This window comes from Streptomyces dioscori, assembly GCF_003024195.1.
Classification (GTDB): domain Bacteria; phylum Actinomycetota; class Actinomycetes; order Streptomycetales; family Streptomycetaceae; genus Streptomyces; species Streptomyces dioscori.
This window is the reverse complement of sequence record NZ_KZ679038.1, coordinates 970,865-990,914: the sequence shown is the minus strand read 5'-3', so window position 1 is coordinate 990,914 and position 20,050 is coordinate 970,865. Positions and strand designations below refer to the sequence as shown.

Sequence of the window (20,050 nt, the reverse complement as noted above, 5' to 3'; positions counted from 1 at the left end):
ATGACGGTGCGAACGAGCGCGGCCACGTACGACGGGCCGCGTGATCCGGCCCCCGTGACCTTCACGACCCTCTCGACCTCCTCGGACCGAAGGAATCCCAGAAGTGGATCTCCCACGTAGCTTCACCGTTCGCGAGAGCGGACACCGCATTCACAACCCGTTCACCAGCGAGAAGCTGGCCGCCCTGGGCCGGGCCCTCGACCCCGTGCCGGGCACCGCCGTGCTCGATCTCGCCTGCGGCAGCGGCGAGCTGCTGTGCACCTGGGCGCGCGACCACCGGATCACCGGCACCGGAGTGGACATCAGCACCGTCTTCCTGGCGAAGGCGCGGGCCCGCGCAGGGGAGTTGGGTGTCGCCGACCGTGTCGACCTCCTGCACGGGGACGCGTCGGGGCATGTCGCCGACGAGCCCGTCGGTATCGCCGCGTGTGTCGGTGCCACCTGGATCGGCGGCGGGGTGGCGGGCACCGTCGAACTCCTGCGCAGAAGCCTCGCCCCCGGCGGGATCATGCTCATCGGCGAGCCGTACTGGCGCCGGGAACCCCCGGACCGGGCGACCGTCGAGGGGTGCCACGCCGGCAGCAGGGACGACTACCGCTCGCTCCCGGAACTGGTCGAACAGTTCGGCGCGCTCGGCTGCGACCTCGTCGAGATGGTCCTCGCCGACCAGGACAGCTGGGACCGGTACGTGGCCGCGCAGTGGCTCAGCACCCGCCGCTGGCTGGACGCCAACCCGGACGACGAACTGGCCGACGAGATGCGCGAGGACCTGGCGACCGGGCCCCTGCGTCATGTCCGGTACCAGCGCGAGTATCTGGGCTGGGGCGTGTTCGCGCTCATGAACCGCTGACGCCCGCCGGGTGCGGACCGGCCGGGGCGCGCAGGCGCACCGACGGTCCCACCCGGCTCGGCCCCGTGCGCCGGAGTGCCGGGCGCGCGCCGCTCCGGCATCGCGCTCCGGCCCGGCGCCCCGCCGTTGAACCGCCGGGCGGCGTGACCCGTATCCCTTCTCAGTAACGCCGGGAGGGAGAGCAGGTTGTCGACACCGTTCGGCCCCGAGGAGTCACCGCGTCGTTCGGCGCTGGAACCGACCAACGTGCTGCGCCGCCGACAGCCGGGGTCGCTGGCGGATCTGCTGCGGCAGGTGCAGGAGAGGGAACGCGAACCGGACGAGGGCTACGAGGTCGTGGCCGTCGCCGTACCGGCGCCGGAGGGCGTCGCCGAGCCCTGGGTCACGGAGGACGACACACAGGAACTGCCGCCCGTGGTCGAGGGCGACAGCAGACCGGCGCCGCGCGGGCGCCCGGCCGGAAAGGGGCCGGCCCACGGCCGCAGCACCTTCGTGCGCAGTACGGTGCTCGGTGTCGCCGCGACGGTCGCCGCGCTGGGCGGATTCAGTGCCGCCCTGCTGCTCACCTGGAACGAGGACGACGGCCCCGCGCAGGCGCGGCCCCCCGTCGCGTCGTCCGCGCCGACCCCTGCGGCGCCCGCGCCTCCGGCGCCGGGGGGCGCCGACCCGGACGGCCCCGGCACCCTGCGCGAGGGCGACAGCGGCCCTGCGGTCAGCGACCTGCAGCAACGGCTACTGCGCATCCCCGACGTGTACAAGGAGGGCACACCCAGCGGCGTATACGACGCCACGCTGACAGCGGCGGTGGCCCGCTTCCAGCTCTGGTACGGAATCCGGGGGGACGAGACGGGGGTGTACGGCAACGACACCCGCACGGACCTCGAATCCCGCACCACCTCCTGAGCCGCCGCCCCGCCCCGCCCAGCCGCTGCCCTCGCTCAGCCGCCGCCCCCGCTCAGTCGGCGGACCGGCCCACGAACTCCCAGCCCCCGTGCGCCACTTCGTACACGACGAACCCGGGCTCCACCCGCACGTACTTCGCTCCGCCCGGAGCGCGTACCGCCGATCGCGCCGCCGCCGGCACATGCACCTCGGCCGTGGACCCCACCGGCACGCGCACCGAGAGCCGTAGCGAGCCGTCCACGACCGACCAGGCCGCCGAGGCATCGCCGCGGACGGTGCGGATCGAGGTGCGGGCCCAGTCCACACCCGTCCGGCCGTCGGGGCGCACGGTGAAGGTGCGGTACCCGGCGTCGCCGGGGCGCAGTCCGGCCACGTTCTCGTACAGCCACTGCACGACCGTGCCCTGGAAATAGTGGTCCCTGGAGCGTGAGTCGACCGGCCACATCTCCCACATGGTGTCGGCGCCGTTCTCGAACCAGTAGCCCCAACTCGGGTACGTGCGTTGGGTGGCGATCGCGTGGGCCACCTCGGGGTGTCCCTGCGCCGACAGCTGCCGCAGCAGGACACTGGTGCCGAGCGCGCCGGTGTTGAGGTGGTTGCCGCGCTCCTCGATGTCGGCGAGCAGCGAGTCGACGACGGAGGCCCGCGCGCCCGGCGGGACCAGCCCGAAGGCGAGCGGTATGCAGTTGTTCGTCTGCCGGTAGCCAGGATCCTTCGCTGTGCGGTAGTGGCCGTCCGGGCCCAGGAAGGCCACGTTGAAGGCCTCCTTGAGCCCGGCCGCGGCCCCGCGATATCGAGTGGCGACCGCCGAGTCGTCCAGCAGGTCGGCGAGTTCGGCCGTGTCGGTGAGCGCCCGGTGCAGATACGCCGTCGCGGTGAGCCGGGTGTCCTCGGGCGGGTTTCCGCCGTACCCCGGGGGCAGATAGTCGCCGAGCGCGGTCACGGCCAGCCCGTCCCTCAGCCGGGAGATCTCCCAGTCCAGATAGCGGGTGAGGGGCGTCCAGTGGTCGCGGGCCAGCCGTTCGTCCCCGTACACGCGGTACATCTCCCGCAGCAGGAACGGGTACACGGTCGTCCACTCGGGGGACGGCCCGAGGTCGCCGTAGCCCCAGCCGCCGCTCGGTACGATCACCGGGAGCTGTCCGTCCGTGTTCTGACTGTCCTTCAGGTCACCGAGCCACTTGGACAGGAAGCGGTGCACGCCGAGCGCGTACGCCATGACGGGCGCGCCCAGCTGCGCGTCACCGGTCCAGCCGTTCTTCTCGTACATCGGGGTGTCCGTCGGGATGCCGTGCAGGTTGTTCAGGAGCGTGCGCCGCATCGCGCGCTCCAGCTGCTGGTAGAACGGCACGGAACAGGCGAAGGATCCCGTCGCCTCCACCGGCGTGTGCACGACCCGCCCCAGCACCTGCGCCGGCTCGGGCTTCGCGGGCAGCCCGCTGACCTGCACGTATCGGAACCCCTTGTACGAGAACTTCGGCTCCCACACCTCCTCGGCGCCGCCGCCCGCGCACACGTATTCGTCGGTCTGGAACCGGCCGGGGACGTGCCCGGTCTCGGCGTGCACGCTTCCGTCGGACTTCAGTTTCTCGCCGTGGACCAGGCGCACGGTCGTCCCGGCCGGGGCGCCCACGGTCAGCCGCGTCCAGCCGGCCATGGTGCGGCCCATGTCGACCACGTACACGCCCTCGGTCAACTCCTCGACGGCGACCGGGCGTACGGTCTCGATGATCTGGATCGGGTCGTGGGGTTGAGCGTGCAGCGTGCCCTTGGGGGCGTCCCGGCGCACGGTCTCCTGCCAGCCGCTGTCGTCGAAGCCGGGGCGGGTCCAGGCCCGGGGTGCCTTGCGGGCGTCGTAACTTTCGCCCGCATACAGGGAGTTGGAGCGGGTCGGGCCCTCTGTGATGCGCCAGCCGCCGTCCGTGGCGACCGTGGTACGTGAGCCGTCGGGGTGGTCGATCTCCAACTGGCCCAGCAGGCGCGGCTCGTCGTGCCATGGCGGGCGGTGCCAGTTCCAGACGTTCGGTGTCGTCATGCCGAAGAAACCGCGGCCCAGGGTCACGCCGATCGCGTTGGTGCCCCGGCGCAGGCGGTCCGTCACGTCGTGGACGGCGTACAGGACGGTCTCGTCGTAGTCGGTGAAGCCGGGGTCGAGAACCTGGCGGCCGACGCGTTCACCGTTGATCTCGGCGTCGTAGTAGGCGAGTCCGCTGATGTAGAGGCGGGCGCGGGAGACGGGCTTCGTGACGGTGAACTCGCGGCGCAGCAGCGGGGCGGGCTGCTCGGGCGCCGCGATCGACACCCCGGAGCCCCAGGGGCCCTGCCCGTACGGGGCGAGCACGGCCGCCCCGGCCCACGCGGAGTCGTCGAACTCCGCCTGCTGCCAGCCCTGTTGCTCGGTGTCGGCGCTGCGCCAGCCCTCGCCCGTGACCAGCTCCGCCGTCCCGGCGTCCGCCTCGGTCCCCGCCTCCGTCCCGAGTTCGACGAGGAGCCGTACGAGCAGGCCGCCGGGGTTGACCGACGCGTTGCCGCGGTTCGTCGCGAGGGCGGCGACCACCAGGCGTCCGGAGCCCGCCGCCTTCACCTCCTCGGTGACGTCGAGGAGATGGCCCTGCCGCCAGGCGTCGGTCTGTTCGGCCTGGTGCATCACCTGCACGCCGTCGAGATACAGGGTGAAGTCGTCGTCGGCCGTCGCCAGCAGCGTGGCTCTTCGGGCCTCGGCGCCCGCGGGTGGAGTGAACGCGCCACGGAACCAACGCGGCCCGTTCGGGGCGTCGTTGGAGGTCGCCCCCGGCGACCAGATCCAGGACGCGCCCTCGAACGTCGGCGGCTCCGGCGCGGCGGCCGCGCCGATCCAGAACCCCTGCCAGGAGTCCTTGGACAACGTTGTCTCCCACCAGCGCGGCGCACTCCACGCCGACGCCCGGCCCTCACCGTCCCAGACCCTGACCTGCCAGTGGTAGCGGGTGCGCGGCTTCAGGGCGGGGCCCGCGTAGACGATTCCGACGCTGCGGTCGGACGTGACCCGGCCGGAGTCCCAGACCGCGCGCCGCCCCTCCCGCAGACCTTTCTCGCTCAGCGCGACTCGCACGTGGTACGCGCTCTGCCGCGCGCCGTGCCCGTCGGCCGCCAACTCCCAGGTGAGGCACGGCTGTTCCACCTCCGTGCCGAGCAACGTCTCGGCGTACTCGACGGTCGTGCGCCCGATGTGCAGCCGGCCCGGCCGCGCGGCGCCGGCGTCCGGGGCCGGGCCGGCGGCTGCGGCGGTGCCGGAGGCGAGAGCGGCTGAGGCGCTCGCTCCGGCTACCGAGGTCCGGAGGAAGGCGCGGCGGTTCCAACCCTTGGTCATGTGGTGTCCCTTGGTTGCGTACGTGCGCGGGTGCGGGTGACGGAGCGAGGGTGGGGGCGGGAAAAGTCAGGGGGCGGGAGTCGTGAGAAGAGGCGTGAGGGGGACGCGTGAGCCGTTTGAAACGTTTCACACATTCTTGAACGATCCTATGGGTGCCGCTGTGGGGCTTCAAGAGGCGTGCATGTGCCAGCATGGCGCCGTGGATGGGGGGATCCTCGAACGGGAGCACGAGCTGGACCGGCTGGCCTCGGCCGCCAGGGAGGCGGCCGACGGAGCCGGTTCCGTCGTGCTCGTCCACGGCGAGGCGGGCATCGGCAAGTCCAGCCTGGTGAAGGCCATGCCCGGAGTGCTGCCCACGGCGTCGCGCGTCCTGGTGGGGGAGTGCGACGACCTCGCGACGCGCCGCCCGCTCGGCCCCTTCCGTGACCTCGTCGGCGGCGTCGGCGCGGAACTGGCACGGGCGCTCACGGCGGGCGGTGACCGCCCCCGGGTCTACGACGCGCTGCGCGCGGAACTCACCGCGGCCCCGCACCCCGCCGTCCTCGTCGTCGAGGACGTGCACTGGGCCGACGAGGCCTCCCTCGACGCGCTGCGGTTCCTGGTCCACCGGGTGGAACGCCTGCCGGCCGTACTCGTCCTGACCTACCGCGACGACGAGCTGGACCGCCGCCACCCCCTGCACCACCTCCTCGGCCAGGTGTCCCGGGCCGAACGCGTACACCGCCTGCCCCTGCCCCGGCTCTCCCCGGGCGCCGTGCACCGGCTCAGCGCGGTGAGCGGCCTGGACCCGGCGGAGGTGTACGAGGTCACCTCGGGCAACCCGTTCTTCGTCGCCGAGGTGGTCGCGGCCGGCGGCACCGGCGCCGTACCCCCGACGGTGGTCGACGCGGTCCTCGCCCGGCTGCGCGACCTGGACGACCGCACCCGCGACGCCCTGGAACAGCTCGCCGTCGTGCCCTCCGCGGTCGAACGGCCGCTGGTCGACGCGCTGTTGCCGGACGGCGTCGCCGAGCTGGCGGTCGCCGAACAGCGCGGCCTGCTCACCGTGACGCCCGAACGGGCCGGATTCCGGCACGAGTTGATCCGCCGCGCCGTCGTCGACTCGCTGCCCGCCGCACGGCGCATCGAACTCAACCGCCAGGTCCTGGCCGCACTCGTCGTGCAACCGGGCTCCGACCCCGCCCGTGTCGTCCACCACGCGGCCCAGGCCGGCGACTAGGAGGCGATCGCGCGGTACGGACCCGACGCCGCCCGGGACGCCGCGGGCGCGGGCGCACACCGGGAGGCCGCGGCCCATCTGCGGCTGGTCCTGCGCCGGCGCGACCGCTTCGACGCCGCCGCGCTCGCCGATCTGCTGGAGCGGTTCGCCATCGAGAGCTACACCATCGCCGACTCCGCGGCCGCCGTGGACGCCGAACGGGACGCGGTCGCGCTGCGCCGCTTCCTCGGCGACACCCGCGCGCTCGGCGCCGACCTGCGCTGGCTCTCCCGTATCCACTGGTGGGCGGGGAACGCCGACGAGGCGCAGCGCGCCGCGTGGGAGGCCATCGCCGTCCTGGAGGAGGCGGGCGACGAACGGCTGCTCGCACTCGCGCTCAGCAACACCTCCCAGCTCCACATGCTGTCCGAACGCACCGGACCCGCCATCGACTTCGGTGAACGCGCGATCGTCCTGGCCCGCCGCACGGGTGACAAGGCGATCCTCGCGCACGCCCTCAACAACGTCGGCACCGCTCGCTGGCGTGCCGGAGACCCGCTGGGCCGCGCCCAGTTGGAGGAGAGCCTGCGGGTCGCGCTGGCCGCGGGCGAGGTCGAACACGCCTGCCGCTCGTACGCCAACCTCATCTGGACGCTGCTCGAACGCCTCGAACACGCCGAGGCCGACCGCTACCTCGCTCCCGGGATGGAGCTGGCCGACCGGGCCGAGCACGTCGGCTTCCTCAGCTATCTCCATGTGGCCATGGGGCTGCGGAAGTTCGCCGCGGGCGCCTGGGACGAGGCGGAGCGCCACGCCGAGATCGGCGCCCACGACTTCGTCCCCGCCCGCTGCCCCGCGCTGACCGTCCTCGCCCGGGTGCGGGTCCGGCGGGGCCGCGAGGGCGGCGACGAACTGCTCGACGAGGCATGGGAGATCGCGGTGCGCACCCGTGAACTGCAGCGCATCGGTCCGGTCGCCGCCGCCCGAGCCGAGGCCGCCTGGCTCCGCGGCGATCACGCGGCGGTGGCCGAACTGGCCGGCACGGCCTTCGAGCAGGCACGCCTGCTGAACGCCGTCCCGCACCGCGCCGAACTCGGCCACTGGCTCACCAGGGCCGGACACCCCGTACCGCCGGACGGCTCGGACCACCCGTACGCCCTCCAGACCGCCGGCCGCTGGCGGGAGGCGGCCCGGCTGTGGCAGACGGCCGGCTGCCCGTACGAGCGGGCCGCCGCCCTCGCCGAGAGCCCGGACCCGAGCGACAAGCTCACCGCCCTCGCGGGCCTGGACGCGCTCGGCGCCGAACCCCTGGCGCGGCTGGTCCGCTCCGAGCTGCGGCACCTCGGCGTCCGCCACATCCCACGCGGACCGCTCGCCACCACCCGGGAGAACCCCGCAGGACTCACCGAGCGGCAGCTGCAGGTCGTGCGGCTGCTGGCCCAGGGCCTGACCAACCCGGAGATGGCCGAGCGGCTCGTCGTGTCGGTCCGTACCGTCGACAACCACGTCGCCGCCGTCCTGGAGAAGCTCGGTGCCCGCTCGCGGCGCGAGGCCGCCGCCCGTGCCACGGAGCTCGGAATCCTGCCGGGCCGCGAACCCTAGGCGGGGGTACGTTGGATGCAGGCGTACCTGGACAGACGCAGCGTGACCTAGGTAGGTGAGGACGCCGAGCTGAGTGGTGGGGACGGATAGCTGCCTCCGGGCCGCCGGACTAGAACAGGCCCATCGGAGGGGCTCGGCGAACGGGCCCCGGATCGGGGGATGCCATGTCCGTCACACCCGCACAGGCGGCCCGCCAGGAACTCACGGCGTTCGAGGGGCGGCTGACCGGCCCGGACGACCCCGGCTACCAGGAGGCACGCGCCGTCTACAACGCGATGATCGACCGGCGGCCCGCCCTGGTGGCACGCTGCGCCAGTGCCGAGGACGTGGCCCGGGCCGTCGGCTTCGCCCGCGACCACGACCTGCCGCTCGCGGTCCGCGGCGGCGGGCACCACGGAGCGGGCCTCGGGACCTGCGACGACGGCGTGGTCGTCGATCTGTCGCCGCTCAAGGACATCGAGATCGACCCCGGCGCCAGGACGGCCCGCGTCGGCGCGGGCTGCGTCTGGGGCGAGGTGGACCGTGCCACCCACGCGCACGGCCTGGCCACCCCGAGCGGCATCATCTCCACGACCGGCGTCGGCGGCCTCACCCTGGGCGGCGGCCTCGGCCACCTCAGCCGCAGGTGCGGGCTGACCATCGACAATCTCCAGGAGGCCGACCTCGTACTGGCCGACGGCACCCAGGTGCGCGCGAACGCCGACGACAACGCCGACCTGTTCTGGGCGATCCGTGGCGGCGGAGGCAACTTCGGCGTCGTCACCTCGTTCCGGTTCCGGCTGCACGAGGTGAGCACCGTCGTCGCGGGGCCCACCTTCTGGCCCGTCGAATCGGCCGCCGAAGTCCTCACCGCCTACCGGGACTTCATCCCCCACGCACCCCGCGAACTGAACGGCTTCTTCCTGTTCGGCGCCGTCCCGCCGGCCCCGCCGTTCCCCGAGGAGATCCAGGGACGCAAGGCCTGCGGTGTGGTGTGGTGCTACGCCGGGGACGACGCGGACACGGCGGCCCGTCTGATGGCGCCCCTGCTCGACGCGCTCCCCGAACCGATGCTGCACGGGCCCGCGCCGATGCCGCACCCCGCGATCCAGTCGGCCTTCGACGGGCTCTACCCGCCCGGCGACCAGTGGTACTGGCGTGCCGACTTCGTCAACGAGATCCCCGGTGACGCCATCGACCAGCACGCCAAGTTCGGGGCCGGACTGCCCACGCTCAAGTCGACGTTCCACCTGTACCCGATCGACGGCGCCGTCCACGACCACGCCCCGACGGACACCGCCTGGAGCTACCGGGACGCACGCTGGGCCTCGGTGTACGCGGGGGTGGACCCCGACCCGGCCAACGCCGACCTCATCAGGCAGTGGACCGTCGACTACTTCGAGGCCCTGCACCCGTACTCGGCGGGCGGCGCGTACGTGAACATGATGATGGACGAGGGACAGGAGCGGGTGCGCGCCAGCTACCGCGACAACTACGCGCGTCTGGCCCGCATCAAGGCCGACCACGACCCGGGCAACCTGTTCCGGCTGAACCAGAACATCCAGCCGGCCGCACGCTCCTGACCGCCCGCACGAGCTCACCGACCGTCCGCGGAAGGGCCCTGGCGCCGACGGGGGCGTCAGGGCTTGCGGGCGACGCCTCCGTACACGTCCGTCGGCTGCGGGTCGGTGCCCGGCTCGGGACGCCACAGCGGGCAGGAGACGATGCCGGGCTCCAGCAGCTCCAGTCCCTCGTAGTACGCGGCGACCTGCCGGGGACTGCGCAGCACGTACGGTACGGCGCCGGTGTCGTCGTACCCCTCCTGGGCGCGCTTCAGCTCGGCGTCGGTGTCGGTGCTGTCGTAGTGCACGAAGTAGCTGCCGGACGGCAGGGCGGCCTGGAGGCTGCGCGTGATCGACCTGGCCTCCTCGTAGTCCTGGATGTGACCCAGGATGCCCATCAGCATCAGCGCGACAGGCTGCGTGAAGTCTAGGATCTTGCCCGCCGCCTCGATGATCGCCTCGGGCTCGTGCAGGTTCGCGTCGATGTAGTCGGTGACACCCTCGGGCGTGCTGGTGAGCAGCGCCTGGGCGTGCCGCAGCACCAGCGGGTCGTTGTCCACGTAGACGATCCGGGCCCGGGGCGCCACGCGCTGGGCGACCTGGTGGGTGTTGTCGTACGTGGGAAGACCGGTGCCGATGTCCAGGAACTGGCGGATGCCCAGCTCACCGGCGACGAACGTCACGGTACGGATCAGATAACCGCGGGACGCGCGGGCCATCGTCTCGATGTTCGGCGCGATCCGGCGATACGCGTCCCCCGCCACCCGGTCGACCTCGTAGTTGTCCTTCCCGCCCATCCAGTAGTTCCAGATGCGGGCCGAATGCGGCACCGAGGTGTCGATCTTCGACAGGGCGTCCTGGTCGGGGATGTGCTGGCCGTCTGCCATGGGGATCTCCTGCCGTGCGTCGGCGGTCATACCCAACGTAGCGTCAACTGCGCTGTGTGAAGGCTCTGTTGACGCGTCCAGCGTGCGCACACCGTTCGGGCGGGCGTACGGGAGTGCCGACGCGCCCCGGCCGGTTGCCGAGCGCGGGTCAGTCGACGAGGAAGTCGGCCCGGCCGGACTTCGCGCCTTCCAGGAACGAGATCATCTCGTCCCGGCTGTAGACCAGCGCGGGCCCGTCCGGATCCCTGGACTGGCGGAGGGCGACGCTCCCGTCGGGGAGCCGCTTGGCCTCGACGCAACTGCCGCCGTTGGTGCCGCTCCAGGGCTTCTCCCAGCCCTCGGTGCCCAGCTCATGGGCGGGCATGCCGCTGTGGACGGGATCCATGGACGTCATGGCTCACAACTCCTCACGCAGTTCGTCGAGAATGCTCCTGGTCCGGGCGACCGGCTCCGCCTGCACGGACATCCGGTCCAGCACTTCGAGGTACGTCACGACGTCGGCGGGCTGGTCCACATAGACCGAGCCGACGAGGCTCTCCGTGTAGACGACGTCGGGAAGCTCGGAGAAACCGAAGCGGAAGTAGTGGAACGGGCCGAACGCGCCGGGGTGCGCGCCCACCGAGAAGCGCAGTATCTGGATCCGGACCTTCGGCATGTCCAGAGCCTCGGTCAGCCGGTCGATCTGGGCCCGCATCACCTCGGCCCCGCCCACCGGCCGGCGCAGCACGGTCTCGTCCAGGACGGCCCAGACCGCCGGGGCGTCGGACTTGGCGAGCAGGTCCTGACGCCGCAGCCGCAGGTCGACGCGGCGGGCGACGTCCTCCTTGGTCGCGTTGGGGAAGCCGACGTGCATCAGCGCGGCCGCGTAGTCGTGCGTCTGCAACAGGCCCGGGACGTAGTGGGGTTCGTAGAGACGGATGACACTGGCTTCGCTCTCCAGGCTCACGTAGGCGCTGAACCAGTCCGGCAGCACGTCGCGGTAGGAGTACCACCAGCCGGGCCGGTTGGCCTCCCGGGCCATCGTGAGGAAGTCGTCCACCTCCGAGGAGGGAACTCCGTAGGTGCGCAGCAACTCCCTGACGTACGGGATGCGCAGGCCGACCTCGGCCTTCTCTATCCGACGGACCGTCAAAGGGGTGACCTCGATGGCCCGGGCGGCGTCCTCGAAGGAGATCCCCGCCTGTTCCCGCAGGTGCCGGAGCCGCTTCCCGAGGACCATCCGCAGGACGGTCGGCGCGCTGCCGCCGGAGCGGTTGTCGCTCACGTCCTACCTCCCGGTACGGCCGTCACAGCCAGCAGTGTGCCACGCAGTGACTGACACAGACAGGGCCGTGCGGAACGTTCTGAAATTATCAGAACGCTTGTTACGGGTTGAGTGTGTACGCAATCATAGGGACCGAGTGACGTGCCGCACAGTCCGGCGCCCACGGCGCACAACAGCGCGGGCGCGCAGCGCACTTGGCGCCCCGGTGGGTCGGGTGAGCCCGCAGCAGCATGACGCGAGACCTGGATGGCCACCGTGAGTGACGGACGACCGAGGAACCCGGGCGGAGTGTTCGCCGCGGCCTCGGCGCCCGCGGGCCACCCGCCTCGCGGTGAACGGGCGAACCGCGTGCCCTACGGGACGGAAGAGACCCACGACGGGGTGGGGAAGATGCGCAGGGGATACGCGACCGACACGACCGACGCGACCGATGAGGGCCGCACAGGGCTCGCCCACGACGAGGTACGGGACGGCCACCCGGTCGTTCTCCCGGCGCTTGCGACCGCCCTCGCCCGCGAACTCGTCCGCCGCGTGGACGAGGACCACCGGGTGACGGGAGCGGCGCAGCGCAGTCCGACTCCGGCGGCGTGGCAGCGTCTCGCGAAGTGCCGCAAGGGCAACGCCGAGGCCCTCAGGGCCATCGTCCGGCGCCACGCCTGGCCGACCGCGGACCTGGTCGGCGCACCCGCCTCGACCGCGGCCCTGATGATCCTGCTGCACGCCCCGGATCTCGCCTTCCAGGTCGTGTGCCGTGACCTGATCGCCCAGGCCGTGGCGGACGGCCGCTGCCCGGCGCCGCATCACGCGTACATCGCCGACCACTGCGCCGTGGAACTGGGCCAGCCGCAGTTCTACGGAACCCGGGTCGACCCCGTGACCTGCTGCCCGTATCCGGTCCGCAGGCCCGAGACGCTCGACGAGCGGCGCCGCGATGTCGGTCTCGCTCCCCTCGACGAACAGATGCGGACGCTACGGCTCAGCGGGTGAGGCCGTTGAGCCCGACGGGTGAGCGGGCGCCGGCGGCCTACGGTTCGAGGCGCAGTTCCCGCTCCTGCTCCTGGTCGCCCGAAGCCGCACCCTCCTCATGGACGGTGAAGGCCGCCGACAGGGCCTCGTCGGCCTGGCGCACCGCCTCCGGGCTGCCCTGCAGGGTGACGGTGACGGACGTGGAGAGCTTGGCCTCGCCGGACGGCTTCTCACCACCACCACCGCCACCGCCGTTGCCGAAGGTGGCCGTGTAGACCGTGGCGCCGTCGTCGCCGGGCAGGGTGTCCGGCGAGCCGAAGCCGGGTTCGAGCGTGTGGACGACAGCCCGCGCGTCGGCGGCCGAACCGCCGGTGAGAGTGAGCGTCAGAGCGAGATGCGTGCCGGACGTCATGAACAGCCACCTTTGCTTGTGCTTGTGCTGGTACGAATGCGGGCCATCCGCTCGTGTAACCGGTTGCCCTGGACACAAACGGCGGCTCGACCCCGCGTGAGCCTGTCTCCATGACACAGCCATCCGCCGGACCCCGCAGCCGCTGAGCCCCACCGGACCCGCACACCGACACACGGATCCGCCCGCCGGCCACCCGTCGATCCGCTCGTCGAGCCGCCCGCCAATCCGTCCGCCGATCGCCCGTGGGGCCGGCCGCGATCAGCTCGCCCACGGCCGGTCGAACCCGTCTGTCGATCCGCCCGCGATCCGCTGGCGCCGACCGCCCGTCGAGCCGTTCCCAGGTCCGTGAGGTGGTCAGCCCGAGGTGGTCAGCCCGAGGTGGTCGGTTCCGGCTGGACCAGTCCCTCGCGGTACGCGATCGCCACCGCCTCCGTGCGGCTCGCGGCGCCCAGCTTCGCGAGGATGTTGGAGACGTGCACGCTCGCCGTCTTGCCGCTGATGAACAGTTCCTCGCCTATCTGCCGGTTGGTGCGGCCACGCGCGAGCAGCAGCAGGACGTCGTTCTCCCGGGCGGTCAGCGCGGGGACGCCCGCCACCGAGGCGGTCTCCGCGAGGCGGGCCCGGCGGGTCAGCCGCTCCACGTCCTCACGCAACGGCACGGCGCCCAGCCGGACGGCCGTGTCCCGGGCCACCCGCGCCTGCCCGGTGGCCTCCTCGCGCCGGCCCGCCGCCACCAAAGCCTCCGCGAGCCGGACCCGGCAGCGGGCCTGCTCGTAGACGTCCCCGTAACCGAACGCCTCGACCGCCTTCTCCCAGGCTTCCGCCCTCTCCCCGGCGGCCCCGCTCTCCTCCAGGCCCCGCGCCCACTCGGCCTCCGCTCGCGCCAGCCACGCCCGGCCCTCGGGCCCCTGCGGCGAACCGTCCTCGCCCTCGGCCGCCGTGACCCGGGCCGTCCCCACCAGCTCGGCCCCGGTCGCCGACCAGCGCCGCACACCCTCCTCGTCGCCCGCCGCTCGGGCGGCCACGGTGGCGTCCGCCACCGTGGCCAGGGCGAGCGCCGCGAGCCGCACCACGACATCGGGCGTCGTGCCGGAGTCGTCGACCAGGGCCGCGACGCTCGTACGGACCTGTGCGACGGCCGCCTCGGGATCGTGGCGCAGGACCGCCGCGTCGGTCAGGAGGATGCCCGCGACCAGGGTGGCCATCCAGTCGAACGGTCCGTCGAGGAGCGCCCCGGCCCGCTCGGCCGCCCCCTGCTCACCGCGTGCCAGCGCCACCGACAGCGCCGGGCCGATCGCGTAGCCGCCCGCCGCGGGCAGCCGCTCGGCGTCGCTCTCCGCGGCGCGGACACATGCGTCCCACTGGCCCAGGGAGTAGAGCACCAGGGAACGCAGGTAGCGCATCTCCAGCGGATAGGGCGAGGCGAGCAGCCCCGCACGGCCCGCGCGCTCCAGCCCGTCGGAGAGCCAGGTCAGGCATTCGTCCAGGTCACCGGACTCGTACGAGCCGATGGAGAGGTTGAACAGCGCGCGCATCTCGATCGAGGTGTTCCCCGCGCGCCGGGCCAGCTCCCGTGCCTCCCGCAGCCGGGCCCGTCCCTCCGGGGTGGTCCGGCCCGCTCCCTCCAGTCCGACGAGGGAGATCATCAGGTCGGCCCGTGCGTCGGGTATGCCCAGCTCCTCCGCGATGCCCAGGGCCCGGCGGGCCACGCCGAGGGCGGTCGCGTCGTCGCCCACGTAGCGCGCCGCCATGACGTGGGTGGACGCGGCCCACACCCAGGTACGCGAGGGAGGGTCCGCGGGGATCATCGCGAGGGCCTCACTGCTGTACGTGAACGCGGCGGTCAGGCTGTCGATGCGCATGAGGTTGCCCGCGAGCGTGTAGCGGACCCTGGCGGCCAGTTCGGAGTCCTCGTCGGAGCCCATGCGCGCGAGCGCGGCCCGGGTGAGCGAGACGGCCCGGTGGGTCTCGCCCGCGTGGGCGGCGGCCGCCGAGGCGCGCAGGGTGAGGGTGACCGTGTCGAAGCCTTCGGGCCGGGCGTCGGCGGGGACCGCCGACCACAGGTCGAGGGCCGCCTCCAGGTGGCGCAGTTCCTCGGCGGGCGCGCGGACCCGCGCCGCGTGGTCGGCGGCCTCCAGCGAGGCCGCCAGCGCGTCGGGCAGGTCATGGCTCTCGCGTGAGTGGTGGGCGCGCTCGGCGGCGCACTCGGCCGGCAGGCCCCGCCCGGCCAGTACGTGGGCGAACGCCCGGTGCAGCCGCACCCGTTCACCCGGCAGCAGATCGGCGTAGACCGCCTCACGGATCAGGGCATGCCGGAAGGAGTAGGCGCTGTCCCCACCGGAGCTACCGCCCGACTCGGACCCCCCGCCGGCGACGAGAAGCTGCCGCCCGACGGCTTCGCGCAGCGCCGACTCCAGCTCCTCCTCCGGCAGTTGCACGGCGTCGCGCAGCAGATCGTGCTCGACGCGGCGCCCGGCGACCGCCGCCGTGCGCAGTACCTGCTGTGCCGTCGGGGACAGTTGCTCGAAGCGGCTGAGCAGCACGTCCGCCAGCCCGCTGGGCACGGCGGGCGCGGCTCCGGGCGCGGCCTCCGAGGTGGCGGCCAGCAACTCCTCGGCGTAGAAGGCGTTTCCCTCGGCGCGCTCGACGATGCGGCGGATCGTGGCATCGGGGACGGGCGCCGTCCGCTGCGAGCGGACGAGCCGGTCCACCTCCACGTCGGGCATCGGTCGCAGCTCCAGCCGCTCGACGGCGGGCAGCCGCACCAACTCGGCGAGCAGGGGACGCAAGGGATGTCTGCGGTGCAGATCGTCGGCGCGGTACGAGGCGAAGACGGCGAGCCGCTGACCGAGCGCGCCGCCCGCGCTTCCCGCCCCGCCCAGGACGCCCCGGCTGAGCAGGAAACGCAGCAGGTCGCGGGAGGACTGGTCCGCCCAGTGCAGGTCTTCCAGGACCAGCAGCAGCGGGGCGGTGCGGGTCAGTTCGGCCAGGAGCGCGGCCATGCCCTCGAACAGCTGCGGACGGCCGCCCGCGTCCCGCGCCCCGTCCCCGCCGTGCCCGATCAGCCGGTCGACCACGGGATGCGCGGCCAGCGTGCCGGAGAACCGCTCGTCCCCGGCGAGCACACCCAGGATCTCGGTGAACGGCAGATACGGCAGACCCACGTCACCGAGGTCCACGCAGTGCCCCGTGACCACCGTCGTGCCCGCCGCCGCGGCCTGCCCGGCGGCCTCGGCCAGCATCCGGGTCTTGCCGACCCCCGCGTCCCCGGCGACCAGCACGGCCCGTGCCTCACCCACCCGGGCCCGGTCCAGGACCTGGGTCAGCCGGGCGAGTTCGTCCGCGCGCCCGATGAAGGGCCCGATGAAGGGTCCGTTGAGCGGCGTGGTGAATGCGGTGGTCGACACGGATCCATCCTGGCACGCGCCACCGACAGTCCCCTGGTCCTGGGCTTCGCCGTTGCCCCGGCCCCGGCTCAGGTCAGCGGAGTGTCTGTGCCCAGTTGGCCGGCACGCGTCCCGCGGGACCGGGTGCGGGCTGGTCGGCGGGGTGGCTGAGCGGCGGGGCGAGGTCGGGCCCGGACTCGTACAGTTCGGACGTCTCGAAGTTCCAGAACCAGGCCTCGCCCGGCTCGAAGCTCCGGATGAAGGGGTGGCCCGTGCTCTGGTGGTGGGCCGTGGCGTGCTTCGAGGGCGAGTCGTCGCAACAGCCGACGTGACCGCACTGGGTGCAGCGCCGCAGATGGAACCACCAGCCCTGCGCTGCCTCGCACTCGACGCATCCCGTGCCGCTCGGCGGCACGCCCGGCTCGATTCCGGCGGTGTCCGAGGTGGTCATGACGTCTCCTGAGGTGTGTCGGATTCCTCCGCGGTGAGCGGCAGGAAGACCTGGAAGCGGGTGTCACCGGGCTCGGAGTGCACCTGCAGATGCCCGTGGTGTTTGTTCACGACGATGCGCCAGGAGATGTCGAGACCGAGCCCGGTGCCCTCGCCCACGGGCTTCGTGGTGAAGAACGGGTCGAAGATCCGGCCGCGGATCTCCTCAGGCACCCCGGGCCCCGTGTCACGGAACTCGACGAGCAGCTGCTCCCGTTCGAGCGCGGTGCGCACGGTGAGCGTGCCCTCGCCGCCCATCGCCGAGGCGGCGTTGTCGATGAGGTTCGTCCACACCTGGTTCAACTCGCCCGGGTAGGCGGGGATCCGGGGCAGCGACCGGTCGTAGTCCTTGACGATCCGGACGCCGGGGCCGGTCTTCCCGGCGAGCATCATCAGGGTGCTGTCGAGCAGTTCGTGCACATCGGCGACCTGGTAGGGAGCCCGGTCGAGCTGAGAGTACTGCTTGGCCGCGTTCACGAGGTTCGAGACGCGGGTCGTGGAGTCCTCGATCTCGTTCATCAGCAACTCGGTCTCGACCGTGTAGTTGAGCCACCGGACCGCGCCTTCGAGCGTCCCCTCGTCCACGGTCGCCGCCACCTGGTCCAGCCAGTCGATGTCCAGCCCGGCCTGTACGAACGTCGGCGCCAGCTCCCAGCCGCCCGCGATGCCGTGGTCGTCGAACCAGTCGCCCAGCGCGTCCTCCCGGTCGGAGGCCTCCATCGGGCTCAGGGGCGTGGCCTTGGCGACCTGCTCCGCCGTACGCTCCTGGATCTCGACCAGTGTCTCCAGGGCGTCGCGCGCGTAGGGGCCCGCCGCGATCATGCCGAGCTTGTGCCGCATCCCGGCCACCCGGCCCCGCAGCGCGGACGTGGCCCGGACCGCCGCCGCGGCCGGGTTGTTCAGCTCGTGCGTGAGCCCCGCGGACAGCGAGCCGAGCGCCAGCAGCCGCTCACGCTGCCCGATGGTCCGCTGGGTGTTCTGACTGCCGAAGAACAGCCCTTCCAGCAGATGCACGGCCATCGGGAACCACTCCCGCAGCACCGCGGAGAACGTCTCCGCGGGCAGGATGAAGAACCGCGAGGGCTCGGTGACCCGCAGCGAACCCTTGTAGCGGGCCTCCTCGGGGGCCGCGAGATAGGCCTGCATGGCGCCCGCGTACACCCCGCGCTGGGAAGTGCGGTTGATCTCCACGTCGTCGCCGCCGACCCGCCGCGACATGACGAGCGTGCCCTCCAGGAGGACGAAGAAGCAGGTGGCCGGCTCGCCCTCCTCGTAGACGTAACCGGGCTCGAACAGCTCCACCCGGCCCTCGGCGCACAGCCGCCCCAACTGCTCGGCGTCCAGCTTCTCGAACAGGAACAGTGTGCCGAGTTCCTTGATGTCGCACGGCATCGGCCGCCCGCTCATGACTGCTCCAGATACCGGTGGACGAGCATCACGGCCATGGCTCCCTCTCCTACGGCGGAGGCGACACGCTTGGCCGACTCGGCGCGCGCGTCACCCGCCACGAACACCCCGGGCACATTGGTCTCCAGGTGGTACGGCGCCCGGTCCAGCTCCCAGTCGGGCGGCGACTCCCCGCCGACCGCCAGGTCGGGCCCGGCGACGATGAACCCGCGCTCGTCCCGCAGGACCGTGCCGTCCAGCCAGTCGGTCAGCGGGGCGGCGCCGATGAACACGAACATCCACTGCGCGTCGACGAGTTCGGTGTGGCCGCTCGCCAGATCGCGCAGGGTGAGCTGTTCCAGATGGTCGGAACCGTGCACCGCGTCGACGACCGTCCCGGTGCGCACCGAGATGTTCGGCGCGTTGCTGATCTGCTCGATCAGGTAATGGGACATCGACGCCGCGAGGGACGGGCCGCGCACCAGCAGGGTGACCGACTTCGCGCCCCTGGCCAGGTACATCGCGGCCTGCCCGGCGGAGTTCGCCCCGCCGACGATGTACACGTCCTGCCCCTGGCACGCGGGGGCCTCGGTCAGCGCCGACCCGTAGAAGACCCCGCAGCCGGTCAGGTCCCCGGCGCCCGGCGACTCCAGCTGCCGGTACGAGACGCCCGTCGCCAGGATCACGCAGTGCGCGGAGATCGCCGAACCGTCCGAGAACCGCACGGTGCGGGAGGCCCCGGTGACCTCCAGAGCGGTCACCTCGCGTGCCGTCAGGATCTCGGCGCCGAACTTCGACGCCTGCCGCCGCGCCCGGTCGGTGAGCTGCGCCCCGGACACCCCGTCCGGGAAGCCCAGGTAGTTCTCGATGCGCGAGCTCTGCCCCGCCTGTCCGCCGGTCGCGGAGCGCTCGACGAGGACCGTCCGCAGCCCCTCCGAGGCGCCGTACACCGCCGCGCCGAGCCCGGCGGGACCGCCGCCGATGACGACCAGGTCGTAGAACTCGGCGGTCGGCGTCGTGGCGAGACCCACCTGGGCGGCCAGCTGCTGATCGTCGGGCTCCACCAGCACCGCCCCGTCCGCGGTGACCACGAGCGGCAGCCGCTCGCCGTCCTGCTCCGCGCAGGCCAGCAGCCGCTTGCCCTCCGGCTCGTCCGACGAGTACCAGCGGTACGGCACCTGGTTGCGGGCCAGGAACTCCCGCACGTCCGACGACCGCGCTGACCAGCGGTGGCCGACGACCTTGGTGATCGGCACGGCCCGGTGGTCGGAGGCCCGCCAGGCGGCCAGCAGGTCGTCCAGGACGGGGTAGAGCTTCTCCTCGGGCGGGTCCCAGGGCTTGAGGAGGTAGTGGTCCAGATCCACCACGTTGATCGCGTCGATCGCCGCGTTCGTGTCCGCGTACGCCGTCAGCAGCACCCGGCGCGCGCTCGGGTACACGTCCAGGGCCTGTTCCAGAAACTCGATCCCGTTCATCTGCGGCATGCGGTAGTCCGCCAGGATCACCGCGACGAGATCACCGCGCAGCTTCAGTTCGCGCAGCGCCTCAAGAGCGCTCTCCCCGGACTCCGCGCGCACGATACGGTACGTCTCGCCGTAACGACGCCGCAGGTCACGGGCCACGGCACGCGAAACTCCCGGGTCGTCGTCCACGGTCAGGATGACGGTCCGTGCTGCGTCTGTGCCCTGTGCCATTCGTCTCCCACCCCGAGAGGTCGGCGTCCTCGCGTGGATGCGCACGACGCCCTTCCAGTTGCACGCCCATCGTATGTTCGATCCCCCCGATCTGCTTCGGAAAAGGGACGTACCGCCCGGCCG

General features: G+C 72.5%; 15 protein-coding genes. 6 read left to right on the top strand and 9 right to left on the bottom strand.

Annotated features, from left to right (window positions below; translation table 11 throughout):
* Nucleotides 1-103 precede the first annotated feature (103 nt).
* Together C6Y14_RS04325 and C6Y14_RS04320 are read left to right on the top strand one after the other, a co-directional pair.
* A complete protein-coding gene (locus tag C6Y14_RS04325) occupies nt 104-850 on the top strand; it encodes an SAM-dependent methyltransferase (protein ID WP_107015043.1) in 747 nt (248 codons plus the stop codon).
* A 186-nt stretch (nt 851-1,036) separates the two neighbouring features.
* Nucleotides 1,037-1,753 (top strand): peptidoglycan-binding domain-containing protein, encoded by a 717-nt coding sequence (locus C6Y14_RS04320; protein WP_107015042.1) that lies wholly within the window; start codon nt 1,037-1,039, stop codon nt 1,751-1,753.
* 52 nt (nt 1,754-1,805) lie between these two features.
* Here the strand turns inward: C6Y14_RS04320 and C6Y14_RS04315 are convergent, their stop codons facing one another.
* A complete protein-coding gene (locus C6Y14_RS04315; protein ID WP_107015041.1) occupies nt 1,806-5,102 on the bottom strand; it encodes a glycoside hydrolase family 78 protein in 3,297 nt (1,098 codons plus the stop codon).
* 199 nt (nt 5,103-5,301) lie between these two features.
* Between C6Y14_RS04315 and C6Y14_RS44825 the strand changes: the two genes are divergently transcribed.
* The 3 genes from C6Y14_RS44825 (at nt 5,302) to C6Y14_RS04305 (ending at nt 9,464) form a co-directional block, all read left to right on the top strand.
* On the top strand, nt 5,302-6,321 hold the full coding sequence (locus C6Y14_RS44825) for an ATP-binding protein (RefSeq protein WP_225890883.1): 1,020 nt from the start codon (nt 5,302-5,304) through the stop codon (nt 6,319-6,321).
* A gap of 186 nt (nt 6,322-6,507) precedes the next feature.
* Entirely contained in the window at nt 6,508-7,902 is a 1,395-nt protein-coding gene (locus tag C6Y14_RS44820; RefSeq protein WP_225890882.1) for a helix-turn-helix transcriptional regulator, read from the top strand.
* 164 nt (nt 7,903-8,066) lie between these two features.
* Nucleotides 8,067-9,464 (top strand): FAD-binding oxidoreductase, encoded by a 1,398-nt coding sequence (locus tag C6Y14_RS04305; protein ID WP_107015040.1) that lies wholly within the window; start codon nt 8,067-8,069, stop codon nt 9,462-9,464.
* A 56-nt stretch (nt 9,465-9,520) separates the two neighbouring features.
* Here the strand turns inward: C6Y14_RS04305 and C6Y14_RS04300 are convergent, their stop codons facing one another.
* The 3 genes from C6Y14_RS04300 to C6Y14_RS04290 all read right to left on the bottom strand — a co-directional run bounded on the left by C6Y14_RS04300 (nt 9,521) and on the right by C6Y14_RS04290 (nt 11,549).
* Entirely contained in the window at nt 9,521-10,330 is an 810-nt protein-coding gene (locus C6Y14_RS04300; protein WP_107015200.1) for an SAM-dependent methyltransferase, read from the bottom strand.
* A 148-nt stretch (nt 10,331-10,478) separates the two neighbouring features.
* Entirely contained in the window at nt 10,479-10,724 is a 246-nt protein-coding gene (locus C6Y14_RS04295) for a DUF397 domain-containing protein (protein ID WP_107015039.1), read from the bottom strand.
* 3 nt (nt 10,725-10,727) lie between these two features.
* The gene (locus tag C6Y14_RS04290; RefSeq protein ID WP_107015199.1) at nt 10,728-11,549 is read right to left on the bottom strand and encodes a helix-turn-helix domain-containing protein; all 822 of its coding nucleotides are present in this window, start codon (nt 11,547-11,549) and stop codon (nt 10,728-10,730) included.
* Nucleotides 11,550-11,849: 300 nt separating this feature from the next.
* On the opposite strand from C6Y14_RS04290, the gene C6Y14_RS45670 reads away from it, so the two are divergent.
* The gene (locus tag C6Y14_RS45670; protein ID WP_318658047.1) at nt 11,850-12,581 is read left to right on the top strand and encodes a DUF6624 domain-containing protein; all 732 of its coding nucleotides are present in this window, start codon (nt 11,850-11,852) and stop codon (nt 12,579-12,581) included.
* A gap of 37 nt (nt 12,582-12,618) precedes the next feature.
* Here C6Y14_RS45670 and C6Y14_RS43915 read toward each other — a convergent pair whose 3' ends face one another.
* The 5 genes from C6Y14_RS43915 to C6Y14_RS04260 form a co-directional block, all read right to left on the bottom strand.
* Entirely contained in the window at nt 12,619-12,972 is a 354-nt protein-coding gene (locus tag C6Y14_RS43915) for a hypothetical protein (RefSeq protein WP_159074161.1), read from the bottom strand.
* Between the two features lie 368 nt (nt 12,973-13,340).
* Nucleotides 13,341-16,379, bottom strand: a complete 3,039-nt coding sequence (locus C6Y14_RS04275) for a helix-turn-helix transcriptional regulator (protein ID WP_225890880.1) — start codon at nt 16,377-16,379, stop codon at nt 13,341-13,343.
* 73 nt (nt 16,380-16,452) lie between these two features.
* Nucleotides 16,453-16,809 (bottom strand): UBP-type zinc finger domain-containing protein, encoded by a 357-nt coding sequence (locus C6Y14_RS04270; RefSeq protein ID WP_107015037.1) that lies wholly within the window; start codon nt 16,807-16,809, stop codon nt 16,453-16,455.
* Entirely contained in the window at nt 16,806-18,254 is a 1,449-nt protein-coding gene (locus C6Y14_RS04265) for an ATP-binding protein (RefSeq protein WP_107015036.1), read from the bottom strand. Before C6Y14_RS04265 ends, C6Y14_RS04270 begins: the two co-directional genes overlap by 4 nt.
* Nucleotides 18,251-19,927 (bottom strand): FAD-dependent oxidoreductase, encoded by a 1,677-nt coding sequence (locus C6Y14_RS04260; protein WP_107015035.1) that lies wholly within the window; start codon nt 19,925-19,927, stop codon nt 18,251-18,253. The genes C6Y14_RS04265 and C6Y14_RS04260 overlap by 4 nt, the downstream gene beginning before the upstream one ends.
* Nucleotides 19,928-20,050: the final 123 nt, after the last annotated feature.